The sequence below is a fragment of the Mesorhizobium sp. ESP-6-4 genome, from assembly GCF_020164735.1.
GTDB lineage: Bacteria > Pseudomonadota > Alphaproteobacteria > Rhizobiales > Rhizobiaceae > Mesorhizobium.
The window spans coordinates 1-26,156 of the sequence record NZ_JAIUGS010000022.1 but is presented as its reverse complement, the minus strand read 5'-3'; the positions used below and the strand labels follow the sequence as shown (position 1 = coordinate 26,156).

General features: G+C 60.1%; 22 protein-coding genes. 8 read left to right on the top strand and 14 right to left on the bottom strand.

What is annotated here, in order from left to right:
• Window positions 1–78: 78 nt before the first annotated feature.
• Entirely contained in the window at window positions 79–1,092 is a 1,014-nt protein-coding gene (gene iolG / locus LB523_RS25935; RefSeq protein WP_224608353.1) for an inositol 2-dehydrogenase, read from the bottom strand.
• Window positions 1,093–1,238: 146 nt separating this feature from the next.
• On the opposite strand from iolG, the gene LB523_RS25930 reads away from it, so the two are divergent.
• Window positions 1,239–2,057, top strand: a complete 819-nt coding sequence (locus tag LB523_RS25930; RefSeq protein ID WP_224608351.1) for an SDR family oxidoreductase — start codon at window positions 1,239–1,241, stop codon at window positions 2,055–2,057.
• Window positions 2,058–2,131: 74 nt separating this feature from the next.
• On the opposite strand, the gene LB523_RS25925 is transcribed toward LB523_RS25930, so the two are convergent.
• From LB523_RS25925 to LB523_RS25900, 6 genes are all read right to left on the bottom strand, one after another.
• The gene (locus tag LB523_RS25925) at window positions 2,132–3,295 is read right to left on the bottom strand and encodes a substrate-binding domain-containing protein (protein WP_224608349.1); all 1,164 of its coding nucleotides are present in this window, start codon (window positions 3,293–3,295) and stop codon (window positions 2,132–2,134) included.
• 140 nt (window positions 3,296–3,435) lie between these two features.
• The gene (locus tag LB523_RS25920; RefSeq protein ID WP_224608347.1) at window positions 3,436–3,825 is read right to left on the bottom strand and encodes a tautomerase family protein; all 390 of its coding nucleotides are present in this window, start codon (window positions 3,823–3,825) and stop codon (window positions 3,436–3,438) included.
• Window positions 3,826–4,048: 223 nt separating this feature from the next.
• Complete coding sequence (locus tag LB523_RS25915; protein ID WP_224608344.1) at window positions 4,049–5,173, bottom strand: Gfo/Idh/MocA family protein; 1,125 nt, start codon at window positions 5,171–5,173, stop codon at window positions 4,049–4,051.
• Window positions 5,163–6,128 (bottom strand): hydroxyacid dehydrogenase, encoded by a 966-nt coding sequence (locus LB523_RS25910; RefSeq protein WP_224608341.1) that lies wholly within the window; start codon window positions 6,126–6,128, stop codon window positions 5,163–5,165. Before LB523_RS25910 ends, LB523_RS25915 begins: the two co-directional genes overlap by 11 nt.
• On the bottom strand, window positions 6,128–6,943 hold the full coding sequence (locus LB523_RS25905) for an HpcH/HpaI aldolase family protein (protein WP_224608338.1): 816 nt from the start codon (window positions 6,941–6,943) through the stop codon (window positions 6,128–6,130). Before LB523_RS25905 ends, LB523_RS25910 begins: the two co-directional genes overlap by 1 nt.
• 10 nt (window positions 6,944–6,953) lie before the next feature.
• Complete coding sequence (locus tag LB523_RS25900; RefSeq protein ID WP_224608335.1) at window positions 6,954–8,390, bottom strand: NAD-dependent succinate-semialdehyde dehydrogenase; 1,437 nt, start codon at window positions 8,388–8,390, stop codon at window positions 6,954–6,956.
• 281 nt (window positions 8,391–8,671) lie between these two features.
• On the opposite strand from LB523_RS25900, the gene iolE reads away from it, so the two are divergent.
• Window positions 8,672–9,571: a myo-inosose-2 dehydratase gene (gene iolE / locus LB523_RS25895; protein ID WP_224608330.1), complete on the top strand. Its 900-nt coding sequence runs from the start codon at window positions 8,672–8,674 to the stop codon at window positions 9,569–9,571.
• A 245-nt stretch (window positions 9,572–9,816) separates the two neighbouring features.
• Here the strand turns inward: iolE and LB523_RS25890 are convergent, their stop codons facing one another.
• The 4 genes from LB523_RS25890 to LB523_RS25875 form a co-directional block, all read right to left on the bottom strand.
• Window positions 9,817–10,587, bottom strand: a complete 771-nt coding sequence (locus tag LB523_RS25890; protein WP_140858779.1) for an ATP-binding cassette domain-containing protein — start codon at window positions 10,585–10,587, stop codon at window positions 9,817–9,819.
• Window positions 10,588–10,590: 3 nt separating this feature from the next.
• The gene (locus LB523_RS25885) at window positions 10,591–11,667 is read right to left on the bottom strand and encodes an ABC transporter permease (protein ID WP_224608327.1); all 1,077 of its coding nucleotides are present in this window, start codon (window positions 11,665–11,667) and stop codon (window positions 10,591–10,593) included.
• Between the two features lie 109 nt (window positions 11,668–11,776).
• Window positions 11,777–12,718: a sugar ABC transporter substrate-binding protein gene (locus LB523_RS25880; RefSeq protein WP_224608324.1), complete on the bottom strand. Its 942-nt coding sequence runs from the start codon at window positions 12,716–12,718 to the stop codon at window positions 11,777–11,779.
• 383 nt (window positions 12,719–13,101) lie between these two features.
• The gene (locus LB523_RS25875) at window positions 13,102–13,986 is read right to left on the bottom strand and encodes a MurR/RpiR family transcriptional regulator (RefSeq protein ID WP_263493179.1); all 885 of its coding nucleotides are present in this window, start codon (window positions 13,984–13,986) and stop codon (window positions 13,102–13,104) included.
• Between the two features lie 186 nt (window positions 13,987–14,172).
• Here LB523_RS25875 and iolD point away from each other — a divergent pair, with 186 nt between their 5' ends.
• From iolD to LB523_RS25855, 4 genes are read left to right on the top strand one after another with little or no spacing between them, the layout of a single operon-like run.
• Window positions 14,173–16,014: a 3D-(3,5/4)-trihydroxycyclohexane-1,2-dione acylhydrolase (decyclizing) gene (iolD, locus tag LB523_RS25870; protein ID WP_224608318.1), complete on the top strand. Its 1,842-nt coding sequence runs from the start codon at window positions 14,173–14,175 to the stop codon at window positions 16,012–16,014.
• 27 nt (window positions 16,015–16,041) lie between these two features.
• Entirely contained in the window at window positions 16,042–17,538 is a 1,497-nt protein-coding gene (locus LB523_RS25865) for a sugar ABC transporter ATP-binding protein (RefSeq protein WP_224608315.1), read from the top strand.
• Window positions 17,538–18,548, top strand: coding sequence for an ABC transporter permease (locus tag LB523_RS25860; RefSeq protein ID WP_411966496.1), 1,011 nt, complete (start codon window positions 17,538–17,540; stop codon window positions 18,546–18,548). Before LB523_RS25865 ends, LB523_RS25860 begins: the two co-directional genes overlap by 1 nt.
• Before the next feature lie 26 nt (window positions 18,549–18,574).
• Window positions 18,575–19,534 (top strand): substrate-binding domain-containing protein, encoded by a 960-nt coding sequence (locus LB523_RS25855; RefSeq protein WP_224608312.1) that lies wholly within the window; start codon window positions 18,575–18,577, stop codon window positions 19,532–19,534.
• Between the two features lie 554 nt (window positions 19,535–20,088).
• Here the strand turns inward: LB523_RS25855 and LB523_RS25850 are convergent.
• From LB523_RS25850 to LB523_RS25840, 3 genes are all read right to left on the bottom strand, one after another.
• Window positions 20,089–20,580, bottom strand: coding sequence for a hypothetical protein (locus LB523_RS25850; RefSeq protein ID WP_141245357.1), 492 nt, complete (start codon window positions 20,578–20,580; stop codon window positions 20,089–20,091).
• Window positions 20,581–21,354: 774 nt separating this feature from the next.
• A complete protein-coding gene (locus LB523_RS25845; protein ID WP_224608309.1) occupies window positions 21,355–21,741 on the bottom strand; it encodes a hypothetical protein in 387 nt (128 codons plus the stop codon).
• Window positions 21,742–21,936: 195 nt separating this feature from the next.
• Window positions 21,937–22,320, bottom strand: a complete 384-nt coding sequence (locus LB523_RS25840; protein WP_095767758.1) for a hypothetical protein — start codon at window positions 22,318–22,320, stop codon at window positions 21,937–21,939.
• 969 nt (window positions 22,321–23,289) lie between these two features.
• On the opposite strand from LB523_RS25840, the gene LB523_RS25835 reads away from it, so the two are divergent.
• Window positions 23,290–23,892, top strand: a complete 603-nt coding sequence (locus LB523_RS25835; RefSeq protein WP_095767759.1) for a hypothetical protein — start codon at window positions 23,290–23,292, stop codon at window positions 23,890–23,892.
• 489 nt (window positions 23,893–24,381) lie between these two features.
• On the top strand, window positions 24,382–26,156 hold a 1,775-nt coding region (locus LB523_RS25830; protein ID WP_224608306.1), incomplete at its 3' end, for a hypothetical protein.

The following is a 26,156-nucleotide window of genomic DNA, read 5'->3' as shown; positions in this document are numbered from 1 at the left end:
GCGAGCCCAGACCTCACCAAACTCCACTCCTCCACTGCGCGGATCTTTCATCCTCCTGCGGATCCGCGACTTAGTGCTTTATCCAGCCACTTCGGAGACACGCACCAAACGTTGCTCTTTCATGGATTTGTAAGCCGCTTCCGCTAGGATCAGCGCGCGGCGCCCATCTTCGAAACTAGCCAGCGGAACGGCGCCTTTCTCGACACAGTCCACGAAGCCATCGATCTCCGCCATGAAGGCTTCCTGGTAGCGCTCGAGAAAGAAGAACTGGTACGGCTGGCTTGCCTCGGCGGTCGTGCTGGTAAAGCGTCGCAATTCGTGGGGTTTGCGGTTGTCGGAAAGAAGCATGCCGGCGCTCCCTATCAACTCAACGCGCTGATCGTAGCCGTAGACAGCCGTGCGCGAATTGTTGATGTGGCATTGCTTGCCCGACGCGGTTCTCAGAATGAACATTGCACTGTCGACTTCGTCGAGTTCCTTTCCGAGTGCTGGATCGATGAGTGCATTGGCAAGCGCGAAGACCTCTGTCGGCTCTTCGCCGAGCATGAAGCGAGCCAAGTCGAAGTCGTGGATTGTCATATCGCGGAACAGCCCGCCCGCAGCCTCCAGATAGACTCTCGGCGGTAACGCGGGGTCACGGGACGTGATAATGACTTGATGCAGTTCGCCGATATCGCCAGCCAGCATCGCAGTCCGCGCTGCACTGTGCCCAGGATCGTAACGACGGTTGAAGCCGAGTTGGATCGGGATTTTGGTCTCGCCGATCTTAGCGGCGCACGCCTCGACGCGGGCGAGACTAAGGTCGATCGGCTTCTCGCACAGAACCGCTTTGCCCGCAGCGATTGCCATTTCTATGTAATCGGCATGGGTGGGTGTTGCGGTAGCGATCAGAACGGCATCCACCGCGTCGGACGCGAAAATCTCCTCTGCGCTGGCGGCAGCCTTGACGCCTTGGACCGCCGCGACCCTTTCGGCCGCCTCTGAATTGACATCAAATACCGCCGCCAACTTGGATCGGGGATGCCGCGCGACATTGGCAGCATGCATTTGACCAATTCGGCCACAGCCGAGCACGGCGATACGCAACATCAATTTCCTCCCTACGGCCCGTCGTGCGGGTCGAGCACCATTCCTTGCGTGCACGCGCAAAATATCTTGCATTTTCGCATGTGTGTCAATACAAATTCCGCATTGATTTCTTCTGCAAATTTCATTGCAGTTCTGAGGAGCGTTGAAAAATGAACAGAGTCGATGGGAAATTCGCGGTTGTGACGGGCGGCACGCAGGGGTTGGGTGCTGCGATCGCCATGCATTTCGCAGATGCGGGCGCGGCCGGAATTGTCACCTGTGGGCGCAACGCCGATAAGGGCAGCGCTGTCGCTAAAGGGATTGAGGCTAAAACAGGCTGCGTCGTCCGCTTTGTTCAGGCCGATCTGGCAAGCGTGGCCGATTGCAGGGCGGTGATCGAGGCCGCAGATACGGCCTTTGGGCGCGTCGATGTCCTGGTGAATGCCGCCGGCCTTACGGACCGGGGCGACATCCTCAACACGAGCGAAGAGCTTTTCGACCGGATGTTCGCGATCAATACGCGCGCTCCCTTCTTCTTGATGCAGGAGGCAATTCGGCGGATGGTCCGAGACAATATCGAAGGAGCGATCGTCAACATTGGCTCTACCTCGGCGCTCGCCGGGCAGCCGTTTATCGCGTCCTACTGCGCCTCCAAGGGTGCTCTTGCCACACTTACCCGCAATACGGCGTTTGCAACGATGCGGAACAAGATCCGGATCAATCAGCTGAATATCGGCTGGATGGCTTCCGACGGCGAGGACCGCATCCAGCGCGAGTATCATGGCGCGGACGCAAACTGGCTCCAAAAGGCTGCGGCCGAGCAACCTTTTGAGCGACTCCTGGCTCCCGCGGAAGTTGCCAAGGCGGTCACATTTTTGGCTTCGGAAGATGCCGGGATGATGACTGGCTCTGTAATCAATTTCGACCAGTCAGTCTGGGGTGCCTACCCCTTCGCACCTCCGACCCCCGTCTCGAAGCTGACGATCTAGAGGGCCCACGGCGACTGAAGCGCAGAACCGTTTCAGTTGGCAATTGATCGCCTAACGCAGAATGGCTCAGCCAATCAGAAGATAGCGCAATTGAAACGGGTGAAGACCTGGCTTTGGGTTATGCGATTGACAGGCTGAACCCCCTGCAGCGCCATCCTTATGCACTCGACGGACAGCGCGACTTCACGGTCGAAGTCATGACCGATCGTCACGTCCATGATGCCCCGCTCGAGCAACGACCGCGAGTTCGTGTTCAACTCATGGCCGATAAACACGGTCGAATGAGTAAGACCTTCAGCTTCAAGCGCGCGCCCAACTCCCAGGTTGGCGCCTGAAACATTGTAGATAGCCGCCGGGGGCCCGCTCTTTGCTATGTATCGCCGGACAGCCTCATAGATGACCTCAATGCTCTCGTTGGAGCTCACCCTTTCATCAATGGCTAGGGTGGAGAATTCGGATCGCAGGACATGCCTGAACCCCTGCTCACGGTCTTGCTGGCAGCGAAATGGCACACTGCAGACAAACAGGACTTTCCCGACTGTCCCGTGCGGAAGCATTCGCCCACAAAGCCAGGCTGCCGTAGCTCCCGAGACATATTGGTCTGAACCGACGTAAGCTGACCTTCCCGACAAGGGAAGATCGGTAGTCAAGGAGATCACCGGGAGGCCATGTCCCGTTGCCGCTCTTACTGCATCGTTGATCGCCGGATGCTCTCTGGCGACCAGGATAATGCCATCGGATCTTTCGGCGGCGCTCGTAATCCGGCGCGCGAAGTCCTCAGGTTCGACAGCGTATGAGACATGGGACTCTGTTTCAATTTCGATCGACGGGTTTTGCACGCTGAAGGTCTTCGCGGCGGCTTCCGCGGCCTCGTTGAACGATCGTCCGGAATCGACGAGAAGGTAAAGACGCAGCGGCTTTGAAATCTCGGGCAACGAAATCCCGCCGGCACCTGAGTGCCTGGCTTCCACCATCGACTTGGACAAATGTTGTTGCAGAACCGATTGAAATTCGCGGTAGCCCGAAAAACCCAAGGTCTGGACAAAACGCACCACGCTGGATGCGTTCACCCCGCAGCGAGTTGCGACTTCGGAACTTGATAGAAGGGCAGTTTCCCCAAGATTCGCGATGAAAAAATTTGCAACGCGCCGCCCGCCCTTGCCCATATTGTCCTGAGCCGAATTCAAAATAGTCATCAGCTCGCTGGCAGATTGAGGCTTTGATCGCGAAAGCAGCATGGTCGATCCTTTTCGGTAACGACAATACTGGAACTTTGCGATTACGCAATATTCCTTGCGAAAGCGCACGAGATCATTAATTATGGCCTTAGGCTGTTGCTCGGATGAGGTGATCTGTCGGCGGCCAAGTTCGGCGCGCCCTATAAGTCCCCGGTTAGGAATTGGGCGCGCCCGAATCCGAAACTCCAACCATCATCGCGATTCTCAACACAGGAGACCATCAGGTCCACAGGTGCAACGCCGCAGCGTTGTCCAAGATTTTCGAGAAGCGACGCGTAAAACCGCTCCTTCATTTGCTGGCTTCTTGGCCGAGTCGTCACATGGATCAGGACCCGGCTATCTGTTCGCTCAAAGCCAAGATCGGTATCCTCCATGAGCAAATGCGATGGCTCGTGCTCGTGCAGAATCTGATAACGGTCCCGCTCAGGTACCTCAAAAGCTTCGACCATTGAGTCATGTATCGCCTGCAACAGCATGGCTGTTTGATCTTCGCTCCTGCCTTTGACTACATGAATATTGAGCAAGGGCATGGTCTCTCCTTTCGAAGTTTTATCGAACATGCTGCTGATGGCCGCGCGCTCGTCGCCTTCTTTTCCGAGGCTACAGGCAGGCCGGCATGGGAACGGGCCGCGACCCGCTTGACCTGCCAGCATTCCGTCCACAGCCCAGAATTCATTGCCTACCAAACACGGCAAGCGCGGCCGAGCGAAGGTGGTTTAGCCGCCGCCCCGGAGTGCCGCATCGAGGTCGCCATCAAGCTGTGCTGACCCAGCGGCCCTCAGTTGCCGATGTATGGATCCCTTCCACCAGTTGCTGGATGCGCTGTCCCGAGCGGAAGCTGAATGGCTCGGGACGGAGCCCCGCGATGGCTTCGAGAAATCGCGCGATCTCGATGGCCTTGAGATCGTTGAAACCAAGCTGATGACCGGGGGCCGCGCAAAACAACCCATACGGCGGATGATCGGGCCCGGCTTCAATGCGACGGAAGCCGCGAACACGACCGGCTTCCCCGGTGGTGTAGAATTGCAGTTCGTTGAAGCGCTCCTGGCTGAAGACCAACGCCCCTTTTGAGCCGTAAATCTCGAAATCGTGCTGCATCTTGCGCCCGGTCGCCACCCAACTCGCCTCGATGCTGCCGGTGGCGCCGCTGGCGAAACGTAAGAAGGCGCGGCCGATGTCATCGACCTCAACGGCGGTACGGCCGCCCTTGCCGTCCGGGCGACTGTTGATGACGGTGACCTCGTCGCCAAGAACGCGCTCGATCGGGCCGATCAGGAACTCGGCGGTCGCCAAGGCATGACTGCCGAGATCGGCGAGCGCACCGCCACCTACCGGGTCGAGGCGGAAGGTGAAGGGACCTTCCGCATCACCCATGTAGTCTTCGGCGTGAATCCCGCGATAGCTGCGGATTTCGCCCAGTTCGCCGGACGCGACAAGCTCACGGGCCAGCGCCATCATGGGATTGCACAGATAGTTGAACCCGACCTGCGTGCCCACGCCGGCAGACACGGCAGCGTTTGCCATCTCGGCGGCCTCTGCAGCGCGCGGTGCAAGCGGCTTCTCGCAATAGACATGCTTGCCGGCGGCGATCGCGGCCAGCGCCATCTCGCGGTGGAACGCGTTTGGCGCGGTGATGTCGACGAGATCGATATCCGGATCGCCGACAAGTCGGCGCCAATCGCCGGTAGCGTTCTTGAAGCCGAGCGTACGCGCGGCTGCGCTGGCAAGTTCTTCGGTGCGGTCCGCGACGGTATGAAGCTCAAGCTCGAATGGCAGATCGAAAACACGTTCCGCCGCGGCAAAGCCAAAGGAATGGGTCTTGCCCATGAAGCCGGTGCCGATCAGCCCGATTTTCAGCTTGGGTTTTTCATTCCCCATTGATCTCGGCCCCATTGACGACGAGCGTAGGATCAATCTTGCCCTCGAAGAAATCGAGGACGTTCCTGACCGACGACACCGCCATGCGTTCCCCGCATTCAGCTGTAAGACCGGCGATGTGCGGCGTGAGGATGACCTGATCCATGGCCAGCAGCGGGTTGTCCGGCGTTGGCGGCTCCTGGTCGAAAACATCGAGGCCGGCGGCCGCAACCGTGCCGGTTCGCAGCGCCTCAATCAGAGCAGGCTCGTCGACCACGCCGCCGCGGGCGGTGTTGATCAGGACGGCGCCGCGCTTGATGAGCCCGAATTCACGGGCACCGATCAACGGCCTCTCGCCCTTGGGCGCGTGCACGGAAATTGCGTCGGCACGGCCCAGCGCAGCATCCAGCTCGCAGGCCGGCCTCACCTGGCCATCCGGCCAGCCCATCTTCTCGAGAAACGGATCGTAGGCTTCAACCTCCATGAAAAAGCCGGCAGCCATGCGAGCAAGATGCCGGCCGATCCGGCCGTAGCCCAGGATGAGCAGCCGCTTGCCCGCGAGCTCCGACGCCTCGAGCTTGTTGCGCCAGTTCCAGCCTTTTTCGCGAACGGCCCGATCGGCGCGCAGCGTGCGCTTCGCGGCCGCCAGCAGCAGCATCATGGCGTGCTCGGCCACGGAGACCGAATTGACATCGCCGACGACGGCCAGCGCGATACCGCGCTTGTTAAGCGCCGACAAGTCGACGGAGTCATAGCCGACCCCATGCCGCGAGACGATACGGAGGTTGCGTGCCTTGTCGACGGTCGGAGCAGATAGCGGCTGGGTGCGAATGACCAAACCATCGGCCTTACCGATCAGCGAGGCATAGCTTGGCTCGGAAACCTCCTCGACGTAGTCGTAGGTTACTCCTGGAGCCCGATCGAGCAGCGCGACGCCGCTTGGATGCAGTTTGCCGGCGACAAGGATGTGCGGCATCAATAGCCTCCCTTGGCGTCGGCGCCCTCGGCCGATGCTCCGGCCGTCAGCGCTCGGAACCGCCTTACGGCGGCGTCAGCTGCGCCGGCAAGCAGGCGCACATCGTTGGAGACGGTGGTCATGTCGAAGCCCCACCCCACGGCGCGCGCGGCATATTCCGGAGTGCCGCAATGCAGCGCGGCGCGAATACCGTGATTACGGCAGGCCCGCACAATCGCTTGCAGCGCCTCGATCATTTCCGGCTCTTCGCGATCGAAGGCCGGAGCCAGGCGACCGCCGTGCAGGCTAAATGTCAGATCGGCCGGCCCGACATAGATGCCGTCGAGCCCTGGCGTGGCCGCGATCGCATCGAGATTAGCCATCGCGTCCGCGGTCTCGACCATCGCGAAGGCGAGGACCTCGCCATTAGCTTCCGCCGCATAGTTGGGGCCGACCGCGAAATTGGCGCGGGTTGGCCCGAAAGAGCGCTGACCCGCCGGCGGATAGCGCACACAGGAGACAAATCGTGCAGCTTCCTCCGCAGTGTTGATCATCGGGCAGATGATCCCGTAGGCGCCGGCGTCCAGCGCCTTCATGATGATGCCCGGCTCGAGCCAGGGGACGCGCACCAGCGGGGTGACGCCCGAGGCGCGCATGGCCTGCAGCATAGGCAGCATAGCGTTGTAGTCGAGCGCGCCGTGCTGCAGGTCGATGCCGATGCTGTCATAACCTTGCGCGGCCATGATCTCGGCGGTGAACGAGTTGCCTATCGAGAGCCAGCCGTTGATGGTGGGACGGCCATCGGCCCAAAGCTTCTTGAGGGTATTGGGGATCATGGCGCAGCCTTTAGAAAACGACTTGAGCAAGCTTGGTGTCGAGGTAGTCCTTGATCGACTCGATGCCCCCTTCCCTGCCCATGCCCGAAAAATTGGTGCCGCCGAAGGGCGCCTCTGAGGCCGCAAGCGCGAAGCTGTTGATGCCGACCATTCCAGCCTTCAGCTCGGCAACCGCCCGACGTGCGCGCTTCGGGCTTTGTGTGAACGCGTAGGCCGAAAGCCCCATGTCGGAGGTGTTGGCGCGTTGCAGCGCCTCGTCGTCGCTGGAGAACGAGGTGATCGCCGCCACCGGCCCGAAATTTTCCTCGGCGAAGACCGCCATGTCGTCGCGGACGTTGGTCAGCACCGTGGGCTCGAAGAAATGTCCGGCATTGAAGGCCGCCGCACGGCGGCCGCCGGCGGCGACCGTGGCACCTTGCCGTTCGGCCTCCGCGACCACGGCCTCGATGTCGGAGAGCCGCTTGCCGTTGATCAGCGGTCCCATCTGCACCGAGGGGTCGAGACCATCGCCGAGCTTTAGCGACTTGGCACGAGAGACAAAGCCCTCCACGAATTTGTCATGCAGGCTTTCATGGATGAAGAAGCGGTCGGGCGTGACGCAGACCTGGCCGGCATTGGCATATTTGGTTGGCACCGCCACACCGAGCGCGGTCTCGAGATCGGCATCGTCAAAGACGATCAGCGGCGCATTCCCGCCCAGTTCCATCGAGACCTTCTTGACCGTGTCGGCGGCATCGCGGATCATCTGCTGACCGACCCGCGTTGAGCCGGTCAGGGATACTTTCCGGACTACTTTCGAAGCCATGATCGGCGTGTAGGTGGCTTCCGTGGGGCCGACCAGCAGGTTGACTGCGCCCGCAGGCAGGTTGCCCGCTCGCATGCAGTCGACCATGACCATGGCCGTGCCCGGGGTCTGGCTCGAGGGACGCACCACGATCGAGCAGCCGGCGGCCAGCGCCGGCGCGACCTTGCGGGCCACCAGTGCTGCGGGGAAATTCCAGGCCGTGAAGGCCGCGGCGACGCCGACAGGCTCGTGTAGGACCTCGAAACGTCCGCCCGGGACGCGGCTCTCGATGATACGCCCGTAGATGCGACGCGCCTCCTCGGCATGCCAGCGGAATTGATCGACCGCGAGAGCCCACTCCCGCTCCGACTGTGCCAGCGGCTTGCCGGTCTCGCTCGAGATCATCCGCGCCCCTTCATCCTTGCGGCGCAGCATTTCGTCGGCAATCCGATGCAGGGCATCAGCCCGCTCGAAGGCGGATTTGGCTTTCCATGAACGAAACCCCCGTTGGGCACTTTCGAGTGCGTCGCGAGTGTCCTCCCCATTCGCGCAAGCTACCTCGCCGAGCGCCCTTTCGGTGACCGGACTGAATACTGGTGTGAAGCCTCCTCCGCCCGTTGAATGCCAGGCTCCGTCGATGAAAAGTCCGTAGTCGCCATACATCTGAGCATCCTGAAAACAGCACGAGACACGCCACGCAGACAGCGCGGCGATCACAAGATTCCGGCATTGCGGGATGAGCGTTTCACTCCCTTCGGAGCAGCCTCCGGCGGCGCTAATCCTGGGCGTGGCCGGTGGATCGCGTGCCCTGCGCGAGTTGGCGCAGTCCTCCCTAAAACCGTATTGCAATAATCATTGCAGCATCTATTGATTTGTCAATAGACATTTCATAGTAGATCCCGACGCAGCCGTTTTGGGTCGTGGATGGAAGGAGAAATCAGATCATGAAGGCTAAGCTTGGCATCGCGCCGATCGCGTGGTGGAACGACGATCTTGCCGAACTGAGTGGCGACATTTCGCTTGAGGGATGCCTTGCGGAAGCGCGGGAGGCCGGCTTCTCAGGCATGGAAACCGGACGCCGCTTCCCGATGGATGCCAGCGTGCTCGGACCGATCCTCGACACCTATGGCATGAAGGTCTGCGGCGGCTGGTTCTCGGGCCTGCTACTCGATGGCGATATCGCCCGCGAGAAGGATCGCATTGCCGAACAGATGACGATGTTCAAGGCCGTGGGCGCGCCCTGCATCGTCTATGGCGAGACCGCGGGCACGATCCAGGGCGACCGTTCGGCGCCGCTCGCCACCCGGCGGCGATTGGGTGAAGAGGAGATCAAGGCATACGGCCGGAAGATGACCGCCTTCGCCGAATGGTGCGCCGACCAGGGCATGCCGATCGCCTACCATCATCACATGGCCGCACCGATCGAATCCGAGCAGGACGTGGACCTGTTGATGAAGCATTCTGGTGAGGCGCTGCCCCTCCTCTACGATGCTGGCCACATGGCCTTTGCCGGCGGCGACGTGCTGCGCGTGATCGACAATCATCACCGCCGCATCAGCCACGTTCACACCAAGGATGTTCGCAAAGCTATCATCGACGGGCTGGACCGCTCCCGCGAGAGCTTCCTCGACGCGGTGGTCAAGGGCGCCTTCACTGTGCCCGGCGATGGTTCGCTTGACTTCGAGACCATCGTCAAGCGGCTGGCGGCCTACGGCTATGAAGGCTGGTTTGTCGTCGAGGCCGAACAGGATCCGATCAAGAACCCGCCATTGGAAATGGCCAAGATCGGCCATCGCGAGCTGCTGCGCGTCATGGCATCGGCGGGCTATACCGTCGAGGGCTGACCCAAGAACGAGAAGGGCTGAAAGACTTACTCCACGCAAGGCCATTGGGCGGCCGGCATCTGACGCCGCCTGGCCGATGGCGACCAAGAGCCTCGTGATGCTGGCAGGAATGAGCCAAAGGGCCGGCAATGGCCGGCACCATACCGCGCGATCCCGGCGTAGACCAAATGGCATAAGATTAAGGGCTGTACGTCACCGGGAGAGGCTTAACCGGGGTTCTTGCGGTATAGACTTCTTTTCCATCCTCAGGCGGCCTGCAGTTCCGCCTGTCCGGTCTTGGCGCCGGTGATGTAGGCGACGATGTCGTTGCCGTCGGTGTCCTGCTTGCGCAAATTGGCGACGATGCGGCCGCGGCGGAAGACGACGATGCGGTCGACCAGGTCGAAGACCTGGCGCATGTTGTGGCTGACCAGGATCAGCGGTTCGCCATTCTCCTTCAGCGTGCGGATGATGTTTTCGACCTGCGCCGTCTCCTGCACGCCAAGCGCCGCCGTCGGCTCGTCCATGATGATCAGCTTGGAGGCGAAGGTCGCGGTCCTGGCGATCGCCACGCATTGGCGCTGGCCGCCGGACATATGGCGGATGGTGCTGGAGAGGTTCGGGATTTTCACCGCCGTGCGGATCAGCGCCGCCTCGGTCGCCTTGCGCATCGCCTTGCGGTCGAGGATCGAGAACGGCCCGAGGTTGAAGAGCACCTTCTCGCGCCCGAGGAACAGGTTCGACGGCACGTCGAGATCGTCGGCCAGCGCAAGGTTCTGGAACACGGTCTCGATGCCCGCCTCGCGCGCCTCGATCGGCCCGGCGAAATTCACTTCCTTGCCGTCGAACCAGATCTTGCCGTCGGTGCGCTGCTCGACGCCGGTGATCTGGCGCACGAAGGTCGACTTGCCGGCGCCGTTGTCGCCCATGATGGCGACATGCTCGCCCTTGCGCAGCTCGAAATTCGCCTCCTGCAGCGCGTGCACGCCGCCATAGTGCTTGGTGAGGTTTTCGGTCTTCAGAACGATGTCGGACATTGGTCAAGCTCCTATCGCGCGGCGGCGCTGGCGCCATTGATCGAGAACGACCGCGCCGACGATGATCACGCCCTTGACCATCTCCTGATAATAGGCGTCGAGGCGCAGGAAGGTGAAGCCGGAAATGATGACGCCGAAGATCAGCGAGCCGATCACGGTGCCGATGATCGAGCCGCGGCCGCCCGACAGCGAAACGCCGCCGATGACCGCCATGGCGATGGCGTCGAGTTCGTACATGACACCCATGCCGGCCTGGGCGGTAAGGTTCTTGGAGGACAGCACCACTGCGGCGATCGCGGCCAGGATCCCGGCGATGGCGTAAACCAGCACCTTATGGTTGGCGATCTTGATGCCCGACATGCGCGCCGCATCCTCGTTGGAGCCGATGGCGTAGCAATGCTTGCCGTATTTCGTATAGCTCAGGATAAGCTGGAACAGGAGCGCCAGCGAGATGAAGATGACGACAGGCATCAGGCCCTTGCCGATGGCCGCGAAGCTGTCGGTCGGGAACGAGATCGGCTGGCCCTTCGACCACCATTTTGCGATGCCGCGGGCGGTGACCATCATGCCGAGCGTGGCGATGAAAGGCGGAATGCGGGTATAGGCGATCAACAGGCCGTTGATCAGGCCGGCGATCAGTCCGCAGCCGATCGCGACCAGCACCGGCACGATGACCGGCAGGTCGGTCCAGCCATAATCGATGAACATCGCCTTGGGATTGGGATTGCCGTTGACGGTCGCAACCTGCGCGAAGCTCATGGCGATCATGGCGGTGGCGCCGACGATCGAGCCCGAGGACAGGTCGATGCCGCCGCAGATGATGACCTGGGTGACGCCGATGGCGATGATGCCGACGATCGACACTTGCAGGATGATGATCTGCAGGCGCTGCTCGTTGAAGAGGCCCGACACATTCTCGCGCGTGTTGAACAGGAAGCTGTCGCCGAGGAAGACGCGGCCGATCAACTCGAAGGCGACGACAAGGATGACCAGCGCCAGGAACACGTTGAACTCGGCCGGCCATGGACGCTTCTTGGCGTCGTAGCTCAGCCCGCCAATGCCATGCGATGTCTGTGACACGTCTTCTTCCTCCGTCGGGGCGCACTTGTCCGGCCTCCCGCGCGGACGGGAGGAAAGGCGGAGCGGCGCGTTCGTTCCGATTGGACGCGCCGCCCCGTATCGAGGCGCCTCAGTTCTTCTTCAAGAACTTGTCGATGTTCGCCGGCGTCACGAGCTGGAACGGGATGTAGACCTTCTTGTCCACCTTTTCGCCCTTGGAAAGCTTCAGCGCGGCGTCGAGCGCGCCGGCGCCCTGACCGGCCGCGTCCTGGAAGACCGTCACGTCGAGGTCGCCCGCCTGCATCGCGGCCAGCGCATCCTGCGTGGCGTCGACGCCGCCGACGACCACCGACTTCATGTCGATGTTGGCGGCCTTCATCGCCTGGATGGCACCGATGGCGCTTTCGTCGTTGTTGGCGATGACGCCATCGAACGGCTTGCCCGACGACAGCCAGTTGGTCATCAGGTTCTGCGCTTCGTCGCGCTGCCAGTTCGAGGTCTGCTTGTCGATGATCTTGATGAAGTTGCAGTCCGGCGTGGCGATCACTTCCTCGATGTCCTTGGTGCGCTGCACCGCGGCCTGGTTCGAGAGCTCGCCCATGATCACGTAGACATTGGCTTCCTTCTTGCCGGCTTCCTTGAGCAGGCGGCAGGCTTCCTTGGTCTCGAGCGTGCCGGATTCGGCCTCGTTGGAAGCGACAAAGGCCTGGTTGTCGGGCAGCGTGTCGACATTGACCGGCTGGCGGTTGACATAGACCAGCGGGATCTTGGCCGCGGCGGCGGCGTCCGACATCGCCTGCGTGGCCGAGGTGTCGACCGGGTTGACGATGATGGCATCGACGCCCGAGGCGGCGAAGTTCTTGATCTGGTCGAGCTGCTTGGCCACATCGTTCTGCGCGTCCTCGACCTGCAGCTCGACGCCGCTCATGCCCTTGGCCTGCGCGATCATGCCGTTGCGCAGCACGGTGAGGAAGTTGTCGTCGAACCGCGCCATCGAAACGCCGATCTTGGCGGCGAAGGCGGATGAACACATCAGCGCCGATAGCGCGACGCCCAAAAGCAGTTTCTTCATTTTATTCTCCTCCACTTGGTGTCCGGCTGCACCCATTGAACCGGAATCCCCGGTTTGCCCGGGGAATCTCTCCGCCTCTCGTTCCGGTTCCTGACGCGCCTATTCCGACGTTGGATGGCAAATGAAAGGGATTGCCCCGCACTGAGCAGCGGTTTTCCCAAACCGATCCGCAACGATAATTGCAGAGCATCGATATTCTGCAACTGTCGATGAGTCAATTCGCCTTCAATTTTTTTTAATGAACAGTCCCGAATTGCAAAATTCATTGCGAATGCAGACCGCAGGTCTGCCTGACCGGGTCAAATCATGCCGCCGTCGCCTGTATCCCCGCCACGGTAGAGAGGAAGGACGACAACTGGAAGCCAACCTGCGTAGTGGGAGCGCTATTGCCCTGTCACTATCGGGATGCGCGGGTCAATGCCGTTGTTCTGCAAGCGCGCTGCCAGCGCTACGGTTAGCGCCTGCGCAAGGCACATCGGGGCCGCAAGCGATCTTGAGAAAGTGTATTCGTGCTCGGGCACCGCAAAAAGGACGCGTGCGCTCTTCGCCAGCGGCGACAAGGTGCTGTCCGAAATCGCCACGATGGGGACGCCCCTGCTGGCAACCTCTTCCACGACATTCACGACCTCGTTTGCATAGAAGCGGAACGATACCGCGAAAAGCACATCCTGTGGGCGGATCACGCGAGCCATATGCGTGGCGAGCCCGCCGCCAGGGTCCAGCAATGTGCATCGCTTGCCCAGCATCGTCAGTATGTACCGCAGGAGTTCGACCACTGGCGCCGAGCGCAATTGCCCGATCAGATAGATGACGTCGGCTTTCTCCAGCAGGTTGACGGCTTCGGCCAAATCTTCCGGCGGGATGGCCGTGAGCATCTCCTGCAGCGAGGCGATGTCACGAACGACCAGATCGCGCATGAGACCGAACTCGCTGCGGTCGGTTCGCGCCCCAAGTTCCGTCTCCAGCGCCTTCACGCGCGCTTCAAAGCCGGGCGCCGCGGTGGACAATCGCTTCTGAAAAAGGGTTTGAAGATCCTTGAACCCCTCATACCCCAATGCCTGGCCAAACCGCACGAAGCTCGATGCATGAACGCCACTGCTTTCCGCGATCGCGTTCACGGATCGCACCGCGACATCATTCGGGTTCTGCGTGAGATACAAGGCTATCTTCTGGTATGATTTGCTCATTTGCTCATACCGATCATGGACCACGCGGATGAGTTCCTCGTAGTCCTTTGGGGCTTTGACTTTCTCTTCCACGGTCGACATCCTTGCAATTTTCGTTGCATGATGGCTTGTTTGCGCTTGGTTTACCAGCGGAGAATTCCACCTCGGAAACCGACGGACCGAGTTTGCGCCGCTTCTTCTGCAATGACGCTTGCAAAAAAGTAAATTCTGCAATACGAATTGAATTCGTCATTCGGCATGAGTTGCCGCGATGCCCGGAGGAGTCAAATGTCAGTGGTCCGTCTGACCATGGCGCAAGCCCTGGTCCGCTATCTTTGCAATCAGTTCACGATTGTCGACGGGGAGCGAGTTCCGCTCTTTCCGGGCGTCTTCGCCATCTTCGGACACGGCAATGTGACCTGCCTATCGGAAGCGCTGGAAGCGGTCCAGGATCGGTTGCCCACATGGCGCGGACAGAACGAGCAGTCGATGGCCCTCGCGGCAATCGGCTTCGCCAAAGCCAAACGCCGCCGCCAGATCATGGTGGCCGCGACCTCGATCGGCCCGGGCGCCCTCAACATGGTCACCGCCGCCGGTGTGGCCCATTCCAACCGACTGCCGGTGCTGCTGCTCTCCGGCGATACTTTCATCAATCGCCGCCCCGACCCAGTCATGCAGCAGGTCGAACACTTCGGCAATCCGACCATCAATGTCAACGACGCCTTCAAGGCCGTGACTCGCTATTGGGACCGCATTGTCCATCCCGAAGGCATAATCTCTTCGCTGCCCCAGGCGGTCGCCACCATGCTGGATCCGGCCGATTGCGGTCCGGCGTTCATCGCACTGCCGCAGGATGTGCAGGAGATGGCCTGGGATTATCCGGAAGAATTCTTCGCCGAAACCGTGCATGCGATTCCTCGCCCGCGACCCGACGCCGACCGGCTGGCAGAAGCAGTGAAGCTGTTGAAAGCAGCAAAGCGCCCGCTGATCATTTCCGGTGGCGGCACCCGCTACTCAGGCGCTGAGCAGGTATTGGCCGATCTTGCCCTCGTCCACGGCATTCCCTTGTGTGAGACGATCGCCGGCAAAAGCACCGTCAGCCATAGTCATCCTGCTTATGTCGGCCCGATCGGCATCGTCGGCTCAACCTCGGCCAACGCACTGGCCGCCTCGGCAGACGTGATCGTCGCCGTGGGTACGCGCCTAATGGACTTCACCACCGGCTCCTGGAGCGCTTTCGCGCAAGACGCCAAGTTCATATCCATCAATGCAGCCCGATGGGACGCCACCAAACATCGAGCCCTGGCGGTGGTTGGCGATGCCTTGGCCTCGCTCAACGAGTTGGGAGCGGCGCTGGAGGAGTGGCAGGCGCCAAAGGAATGGACCGAGAAAGGCAGTGTCGAATTCGCCAAGTGGAACAAAGCGCTGGACGGGTACCAGCAGCCGACCAATCAGCCCGTTCCCAGCTACGCCCAAGTCATCGGCATTGTGAATGCACGCGCTGGCGAGCGAGACCTGGTCATCACGGCCGCGGGCGGCCTGCCGGGCGAGGTCATGAAGAACTGGCGCGTCAAGGCGCCTAATACGTTCGACTGTGAATTCGGCTTCTCATGCATGGGTTACGAGATCGCCGCCGGCTGGGGAGCCGCCATGGCCGACCCGACGAGAACGCCGATCGTGATGGTCGGCGATGGCACCTACATGATGATGAACTCGGACATCTATTCGACCGTCCTGTCCGGCCACAAGATGATCGTCATCGTCTGTGACAACGGTGGATATGCGGTGATCAATCGCCTGCAGAATGCAAAGGGCGCTGCCTCCTTCAACAACCTGATCAAGGATTGCCGCGTGAAGGAGCCGTTCAGCGTCGATTTTGTGAAGCACGCCGAATCTATGGGCGCGCTGACCAGACGGGTCGACAGCCTCGCGGACCTCGCTCAGGCCGTCGATTGGGCCTTGGGAACGGATCGGACAACGGTCATCACGCTAGTATCCGATGGTTTCACCTGGACACCCGGCGATGCCTGGTGGGATGTGGGTGTGCCCGAGGTAAGCACCAGGCCGCAGGTGCGGGAAGCGCATGCGGAACAGGCTCAAGCTCGCAAGAAGCAGCGCGTAGGCGTCTGACTTCATCGCAATCCGAAGGTCAATCTCATGTCGGCGTTTGTCGAGTTGCGCGACGTCGCGAAGACGTATGGGCTGAATCCCGTTCTCGAGGATCTCACCCTGTCCGTCGATCGCGGAGAAATTCTTGCCCTCGTGGGCGAGAATGGCGCCGGGAAATCGACTTTGATGCGCATCGTTGGCGGCTATGTGCCGCCAACCGCAGGCACCGCCTTGATCGACGAACGTCCCCTGCCCGCGACCGTTCAAGAGGCCGAAGATGCTGGGATCGTCCTTATCCACCAGGAATTCTGCCTCGCGCCGGACCTGACCGTCGGCGAGAATATTTTCATTGGTCGCGAGCCGCGTCGCCACCTTCTCGTCGACTATCCGAAAATACACAGAGAGTCCCGTCTGCTTCTGGACGCATTGGGCTCGTCGGCCGATCCCCGCGCCAAGCTTTCCAGCCTGCCCAACACCGAGTGGCAGATGGTAGAGGTGGCAAAGGCCTTCGCGAGGAACCCGAAACTTCTGCTCATGGACGAACCGACCGCCGTGCTGGGCGCGCGTGAGGTGGACGCCCTGTTCCGGCGCATGCGGCAATTCGTTTCGGAGGGAGGTTCCGTCATCTTCACGTCTCACCGTCTCGACGAGGTGAAGGCGATCGCCTCCAGGGTCGCGGTTCTGCGGGACGGGCGCATCCGGCATGTTGGGCCGGCGTCAGAGCTGACGGAAGACGAGATGGCAACGCTGATGGTCGGCCGTGAGCTCAGCCAGCTCTATCCGGCCAAGAGTGCGATGCCCGCGGGCGACATCCTCCTCAGCGTCGACGATCTGCAAAGCCCACCGCATGTGAGAGGGGTTAGCTTGCAACTCCGCCGCGGGGAGATTCTCGGAATCGCCGGGCTGGTCGGCTCCGGCCGGACTGAAGCGTTTGAAGCGCTCGCGGGCTTAAGACCCGCACAATGCCGTAACTTCACGCTTGCCAAAGCCGCGAGCCGACGCCTCCCCACTGCGCGCGTGGCCTGGGCTGCCGGCTTGGCGTATCTGACCGAAGACCGCAAGGGCAAGGGGCTTCTGCTGGATGCCGGCCTCGATGAGAACATTTCCCTCACCGTCGGGGCGCTGAGAGGCCGGGCTTGGATCGACGCCGCGGAAGAACGCAGCCGGCTGGACCAGGCCGTTCGCGAGTTCGACATACGAAGCGGCGGCCGCAATGCAATCGTGCGCTCGCTCAGTGGCGGCAACCAGCAGAAAGTCCTGATCGCCAAGACCCTCGCGAGCCGACCGGACGTAGTCATCTTCGACGAGCCGACGCGCGGCGTTGACATCGGCTCCAAGCAGCAGATTTACCGGGTCATAGCCAAACTCGCAGCGCAAGGCGTCGCCTGCGTGGTGATCTCTTCCGAGATGCAGGAAGTTATCGGTCTGGCGCATCGCGTGCTGGTGATGCGCAAGGGCAGCGTCGTCGGCGAATTGACCGGCAACGACATCAACGAAGGCACCATCGTTCGCCTCGCTATGGGTCTGACCAAGGAGGCCGCATAATGAACACCGCCGCCAACGCCGCCGCCATGCCACACCGTCCGTGGTTGGGCGCCACTAAGCGACTCAGTGCGCTGGGACCTATCCTTGCCTTGTTGGCGCTGATCTTCGTCGGGAGCTTTCTGAGCGACAGTTTCCTGTCGGCCGGCAACCTATCCAATCTGCTGACCCGCTCGGCAATTGTCGGCATCATCGCCATAGGCGCCACCTATGTCATCACCGCTGGTGGCCTCGACCTATCCGTCGGATCGATGTCGGCGCTGATTGCCGGCCTGGTCATCATGGGCATGAACGCGGCAGGCTCGTCGCTCGGGGACAGCTGGCTGGTCGTGCTGATCGGCGTAGTCGTGGCGTTGGCGCTGGGCGTGGTTGCGGGCACGCTTAACGGCGTCCTCGTCGTTAAGGGCGGCATCGACGCGTTCATCGTCACCTTGGGCACGATGGGCATCTTCCGATCCGTCATTACCTGGCTTTCGGACGGCGGCTCGATCTCCCTTTCAAGCAACCTCAAGGGGGTCGCGCGACCGCTCTACTATGGATCGGTCGCAGGCGTCAGCTACCCGTTGATCGCCATGATCGTTCTCGCGGTGGGGGCGGAATTGGTCCTGCGCCGCGCCCGGCTGGGCCGCCACGTCACCGCCATCGGGTCAAATCCGGAAGTTGCCAGATACTCAGCCATCCGCGTCCATCGCGTTCGGATCCTGACTTACGTGTTCCAGGGGGCCTGCGTTGCCCTGGCCACGATGATCTACGTCCCGCGGCTCGGCGCCGCGACGCCATCGACCGGCCTCCTGTGGGAGCTTGAAGCCATCGCCGCCGTCATCATCGGCGGGACCGCGCTCAAAGGCGGCTTCGGCCGCATTTGGGGGTCGATCGTCGGAGTCCTGATTCTCGGCCTGATCGACAACATCCTGAACCTCACGGCGCTCGCCAGTCCATATCTCAACGGTGCGTTCCAGGGGGTCATCATCATCATCGCCGTTTATCTGCAGAAGGGTCGCCGACAGGTCTGACCCGCCATCCTAGAGAGGAGCACACCGTGGAGAAGAGAACATTCCTGAAGGGCGGAGCGATCGCGCTCGCGCTCGGCGCCGTAGGCATGCCGAAAATTTCCTTGGCGGCAGGTGGAAAGACGATTGGCATTTCCATTCCTGCGGCAACCCATGGCTGGACCGGCGGTCTCAACTTCCATACCAAGCGCACCGTCGAGCAGATGAAGAAAGCCTTCCCGGACATCGAGTTCGTGGTCGCCGCAGCCAATGACGCTTCCAAGCAGGTCAACGACGTTGAGGATCTCGTTGCACGCGGCATCGATGCGCTGGTGATCCTGCCGTTCGAATCCGAGCCCTTGACCGAACCGGTGAAGCAAGCCAAGGCACAAGGCGTGTTCATAACGACCGTCGACCGCGGCCTGGCGGAGGAAGGGATCGAGGACCTCTATGTGGGTGGCAACAACCCGCAATACGGCGTGATCGCAGGGCAGTATTTCAAGAAGAGGTTTCCAGACGGCGCCAAGATCGTGATCATGCGCGGCATTCCGACCACGATCGACAATGTTCGCATCGATGCCTTCAAAAAAGAACTCGAGGGCTCGAAGGTCCAGATCCTCGATATGCAGTTCGCCAACTGGAATCCGGACAAGGGCTTCGAGGTGATGCAGGACTTCCTGCAGAAATACGACGCCATCGATGGCGTGTGGGCGGGCGATGACGATGCCGCCCTCGGCGCCATGGAGGCAATCAAGCAGGCTAACAGGCCGAAGCCGATCGTCGTTCTGGGAGGCTCCGGCATGAACAAAGTCGTCAAGATGGTCAAGGACGGCGGCGGCGCCGTCGACGCCGACATCTTCTATCCGCCTACCCTGATCATCCCGGCGATCGAGCTGACCGCTATGCGCGCCGCGACGCAGGCGCCGATCCGCGGGCGCTACATCCTGGACAGCCCCTTGATCACCAAGGACAACGCGGCAGAGTTCTATTTTCCTGATTCGCCTTACTGAAGATCAGAACCAGACCTTCAGGCATTCACGAGCTGGCGCGGCTGCAGCAGCGCCAGCTCGGTCAAAATGAAGGCCGAGATCGCCCGAACATCAGCGCCCGCTAACGATGGCTCTTGCTGCATCGCGGCCGACCGCAGCGGAGTGGTCAGTTGCGAGGTCTGCTTTAAGAAAACGACGCGCTGATTGGAAAGTCCGATATGAGGCGCAAAGTTGCCACTCCCAGTCTAGGGACTGGGGAGTGCCGACGCCCGTTATGGGACGGCACGTGCCTGCCTATGTTGACCGAACCGTCCAAATACCGAACCTAGTGACCCACTTTGTCCATAAGCACCCGCAATTTGGGTTGAGGCGCTACCCAGAAAGTTCGAAAAGCTTCTAGGAACCCCAGCCAGTTTCGCTTTTCACAGTAAAACCAACGGCTTAGTAAGGGCGCAAAAATCACAACCGGAACACTTTTCCGGGGCATTGAGCCGGAATTTTGCCCGATTCGGGACATTCCGAGGATCTCGATCGTCGGTCCGCGCCGTTGAACCCCGCTCTTTCGCAAAAGCGAACTAAGGCTTTATCGTGACTGCCATCGTTGCGCAAAAGGCCTCAGCCGTCACATCGAATGGAACGATGCACAACCTCGTATCTTTGACAGTCGTTCCTGCTATAAAGAATACCGATACATTGCCATCCATGCTTGGAGCGATCGGAGTCGGCAAGTTCGTTTTCACAGCGTAAATGGGCGTCGACGACGCAGTATTATCCGCCGTTTCTACGCAGGACGCTAATGCTCCATTGTTCGGATTTACATCAATCACATAGGTTCCTGAGGACATTTTATATTTTGCCTTAACAGTAGCGATGCATGCATAGATTCTTTTGTCAACGAAGCTAACGATAGTAGCGACCGATTGACAGGAATAAAAATGATCTGTGGAAACTTGGCATATTTGTATCTTTGGATCTACAACTTTTGCTTCTTGTGCAAACCCTTGGGGCGTGTCGAATAAAACCGCGAAAATCACAAATACTTGAAAAAGAATAACCCTTTTAATCATGACATTCTCCTTCACGTTGACGAGTGTCTGGCCAGGGCAATAACTAGGCCAACGTCGCGAAGAAGGCGACCCTTCCACACAACGTTCGGCGGTCAGGACGAACACCTGAATTCAGTCGAGTTCCAGGTCGCGCACCAAGGTGTGCAAGCGCGGAGCACGGCAGCCGAAGGCCAATAGCGAATACTGGAAACAGAAGGTGTCAAGAAACATCGCACGCGACGTCCAGGTTCTAGACACCCTAAAGCTTGCCGGATGGCGTGTCCTTACAGTGTGGGAATGTGAACTGAACGACGTGAAGACGTTGAAGGAGCGTCTTCGAGGATTTCTCGGCTAGCCGGCAGTGCCGTTCGCTATCGGCTTAGAACGGCCACGGAAGCGCGTGAAGCCAAGCCCACACAGACTCCGTTGCCGTGCCTAATAGTGCAAGGAGACGTTGGGCATACAACGCCACGCCTCCACCGACCCCGAGGGTTATAGCTGCATCGATTTGTGCGTTTGCGCGATCTCTCAGCCACACGGCTATAGAACCCGCCATGCGCCTCAAAAACCCGACGCTTTCATTTACCGTATCAATCGCTGGTTCTGGCTTTTCAGCCTCTGCCTCGATTTTCGCGATCTCATTTAGAGCTTCTGTAGCGTCTTGCGCCGAGACTGGGCTATCCTCTATCGGTCCAGGCGGCCGGTTGTGACCGATCATCCCGTAGCCATGAAGCCCTAGCTGTAATTGCTCTTTTAACTCAGCTAGCTGCGCGAGCATCTCGCTCTTGAGCTGGTCTAAATCCCCCTTGACGCGGCAGCAGAGTCGCGTCGCGTTCCCACGAAATCTTCAAGGTCAAAAGCGGAGGACTCGAAGCTCGCGTTGTCGTCGGATTGGCTTTCGGCCACCGGAGCCCAGTCGAAGAGCCCGTCACTCTGCACTTCGTCCACCGCTTCCTGCATGAGTTCGAAGCTTGCGACATCTGAGAATTCGCTCTGAATCTCGTCATCTGCGCTATAGGGGCCGCCCCAAGTCCATTGGTAACCACCCTCCGCTGACTCATAGGGAAGTCGAACAGCCGGATCCTCGAAATGTTCGTGGAACCACTGAACCATAAGTTCCTTCTTGCGGCTGCGTGACAGCTTTCTAAACGCCGAAGGCGAGTATTCGAACCCGTCGATCACATATTTACGCCGACTTGCCATGCGCCACCGTAACAAACCGTTCAATGAACAGGCCGAGGGCACGCATCCAGTGCACCGCTCTGCCGCCTGTTCTCACGGCCTCCGCGTAGCACCTTGAGGTTGCTCAAGCCAAGGCATGGGCAACCAGCAATGCTGAAATAATGAAGTGCGCGCCTCGATCGCCGGGCTCAGGGATTACCCTCGCCGAGAAACTTCGCCGATCAGTTCCCGCAAGAGCATCCGTGCGATAGTTGCCGGCGGCGAGCCGCCTACCTGCGTCGATTTCGAAGCGCCCTGATAGTAGACCGTCACCATTTTCTTCTCGACCGTATACAGCCCGGTCGCGTTGCCTGCACTTGTTTCGATTGTGATGGTGCCTTTGTCACTCATTACACCTACCTCCGAAAGCGCGGTCGCGCCGCCATTTTCCACCAGCACACTGGATGGCCATATCTCAGCTGCCATGAGCGCCTCGACCATCTGGTAAGGCTCGCGCTTGCCGGTGAATGGGCAAGGCTCGATCGCGGCGAGCCCCTGGGCGAGCCGGGTGTAGGTGTCGTTATCGATGTAGGTGTCCAAGGCGAATGCTCCGTTGCCTGATTGCCCGCACGGTATGAGTCATTCTGCGACGACACGCAAGACGAATTGCTCAATAAAATCAGTAAGTAATCGATGACTTGTTTCCGTGATGCTTGTCCCTAGAAAGAAAAACCGCCCGGCGATAAGCCGGACGGTGAAGTTAGGAGATATCGAACGGAAGCCGATAGCTACACTATAGCAGAATCTAGACCGGCGTGTCGAGAAAAACGGAAAATATTCCTAGCCCCGATAATAGGCAGCTGGGTGAAGACAAACACCTCTACTCGGGCGCTTCGCGCCCTCCCTGCGCGGCCTTCGGCCTTGCCCGCGCTTCGCGCGGTCGCTTTGTCTTCTCGGACCGGAAGGTGTTCTTCGTTCTTGTTTGTCTTGCCGGTCAATCCCTGCGGCTAAAGACTTTCCCCCTGTCCTAAAAGTCAGCACGAAAATGATGACGTTTAGGACAGGGGAATCGTTCGAACGTCTGCGTTCAAAAGTGGTGAAGAGCTTAGGTTTGATAAACCGGCGCGGAGGCTTCCATTGCCCGCGCCATAACTCCGATTCCTGATCTTGCGATCAAAGCGGTTAGGGCCGAAGCCCCGGCACCATGCGCGACTTACCTTCAATCGCTACATGGCCGATGTTGTCGTTCCGCACTCTAGGAACTGACAGAGCACCGTCTTTTTGTTTGGCAGCCTTACATGCTGGTGAACAGCATCGGCGCTAACCAAGCCGGGCGTCCGATAATCGGGGAGCTTGCGGCTAGATCTTCCGTTCGACCTGGCTGTCTGATAGCGCCCGTCCGTATTCCGGGATGTCGCCCTTGGTTGATGATGCCAGTATGGCCCTTGTCGGTTATCAGCCGATTTGCGGACTTTTGTTCTTACGAAATAGTATAGCAGAATCGGGACGGGAAAGCGCAAATACGGCAATTGCGACCGATAATTTTTTTGCAAGCGGACAATCGACCAAATGGATGCGGACAAAATCTTCGATGAACTTGAGGCAGAGTTGCACCGCGAGGTCGGGCGAATGGTCGCAACGTGGTCTCAATTGGAGGGCTGGCTTGCTCATATCTTGACGCTACTTTTGGTAAGAAGCGGGAGGGGCCGCGAGGGGGAAACTATCTACTATGAAGTGCCCAACCTGCGCCCCAGAATCGCAGTGATGAATGCGGCCTTTTTCAATCGGTCTGACATTGGCGAGGACATTCAAAAAAGATGGTCGGCGCTCATTGCAGCGACTGAAAAGGAGGCCGTCGAAAGAAACTCGATAATTCATGGGGATTTTTTGCGCGGGACAGTGGGCAATTCTGTCTTGGCAGTGGCTGTGTCGCCAAAAGTATTTTCGGATATGCGTCGGAAGCATCCTCCCAAAGGAGTGAGCAAAATGGGATTCCACTCTGTCGATATCCGGCGCCATACCGAAAGGGTGGGCCTTCTTCGGGATGCGCTTTGGGCACTCTATGGCGACCTTCCCAACTCAGAAGATGCTAAGCCGGCAAGGGAGGCAGAGGAATACCTGGACGCATGGCGGGTCGCGCGTGGCCAGCGCGAATGGCCCTCAGTCAGTTAACGTAGCCGTGTCCGAGTGTTTGCCAGGTTCCCGGGCCGTGTGCTTTTCCGAAACTCATCCGCGACCACACCGCGCATTGGCTTCCATCTCCCGGGCCATCTTCCTGCCGAGGTGGTTGACCGTAGGTGTCTGTGACCTAGCTTAGAGTTCAGAATGGACCGTCCGGACTCCCCAAAAATGCGGATTGGAACGCCCCGTGGGAGAACTTTTGGGATATTGACGATGGAGAGGTGCGAGTCGGCTTTTCGGAACATTGGCGGCGGGCGACAACCGGCGGCCACTGTATCTTCGAGCTTCGGTTCGAGCGCACATCTTCTGCGCCGGCATCTTCTCCCGGCGTATGACCGCGCTCCGCAACGCAACAAATACACTCGCACGGCACTGCAGGGCCCGAAGCAGTGACAGCTTTGAGAGCAGCAGCAGCTTTAGCCAGCATCGGGGAGAAGACCCAAACACCGCTTCGCGAACTTGAGTTGCACCCAAGACCACATGGGCACGACGATGCCAAATCATCTTGCCGAAATTTACACAAATAACACAGATCTCGCCATTCTGGCCGGGATTGCGATACTCGTACTGGCGGGCGTCTTTCTTGTGCTCCGGCATGCCCTTGTCGCAATGCTGCGGAGTCGCCCGAAACCAAATGCCTACCTGAAAGAATGCAAGCCTGTTCCTCTCGAGGAGGTTCCTTGGGTCTGGGAACGCCCGGTCGACCTTGCAACCGGATCTGGTTCTTCTCAGGCTGTCGTGTCCCCGGATGCGGATGCCCGGCCTCAGGATGCAAACTACCGTCAGTTCGGGGTGCGAATCGAGCATTTCGAGATGATCTCCGAAGCTTATGAGAGTTCGCCAGGCGACCTGCCCAATCCCTTCGCTTCCCCGACAAACAGCGCTACGGCCTCACCTCCCCGTGTTCGCTGGCCTATCGGTCTTGTATCAGGCCTGGGCATCGCCACGATCTGCCTGGCCGTGTCGCTTGGCTATACGATGACGAGACAGAATTGGGTCGAAAGCGCCCCCGCCATTTCGCAGGCCCAGAATCCCTCCCAGCCCGATCTTTCGCGATCCTTCGCGGTTCCGGCGAGTGCTGCATTGGATATGGAGGGACCAGCCCAGGGCGACGGGCGTACGAATGCCGAATCGCCTGGCCCGGATCTCGCGGCTGCCAAGGCTGAAGTCGAGGCTGCTCGTGCTCAGGCATCCGCCGCGAGGAATCTGGCCGGCCAGGAGCACCGAGCTGTGGAAGAAGAGCGCGCCAGAAGCGCCTCTCTGCAGAGTGCGCTCTTGGAATCGCGCAAGCAGGTCGATGCGCTGAGGACAAGCATGGCAGCAGCCGACGACGCATACGGGGAGCGTTTGCGCAACGAACTCGCGGCAGCCCGCACGTATGACGCATTGCAGCGCATTGCGGGAGATGCTCGCAGGCTGCTGGGCGAGAGCATCAACTATGTCGTTACGCAGATGCCGGCTGATCATCTGGAGCGTCAGCGAACTGAATTGATGGCCCGCGACCTATCCCAAGCGCGGGCGCAAATTTCACAGCTTCAGGCCACGGCCGCCGAGGACCGCGCCAGTGCCAAGGCCTCGCTTGCGCAAGTGAACGCATTGCTTGACGACGAGCGCCGGAAGTCGAAGGACCTTCGTGGCGACCTCGCCGCAATGGAACTGTCCAAGGCCGCGATCGCGGATAAGGCTGAGCGGGAACGAACCGGTGCAGCCACAGCGAGAGGACGGGTGGAGCAGACCGCAACCGAGACTGCCCAGACCCTCGCCCGAGAACGCGCTTCCGCAGCATCGACCCGTGAGGACCTCGATAAAGCCCGCCTCGAGCGCGACGCGGCTGAACAGGAACGAGCCAAGGCTGTCAAAGCAAAAGAGCATGCGGAGCAGACCGCAGCCGAGACGGCGCAGGCTCTGACACGAGCACGCGCTTCCGCAGCATCGACCCGTGAGGACCTCGATAAAGCCCGCCGCGAGCGTTACGCGGCTGAACAGGAACGAGCCAGGGCTGTGTCAGCAAGAGAGCGTGCGGAGCAGACTGCAGCCGAGACGGCGCAGGCTCTCGCCCTGGCGCGCGCTTCCGCAGCATCAACCAACGAGGACCTCGATAAAGCCCGCCTCGATCGCGACGCGGCTGAACAGGAACGAGCCAAGGCTGTCAAAGCAAAAGAGCGTGCGGAGCAGACGGCAGCCGAGACGGCGCAGGCTCTCGCCCTGGCGCGCGCTTCCGCAGCATCAACCAACGAGGACCTCGATAAAGCCCG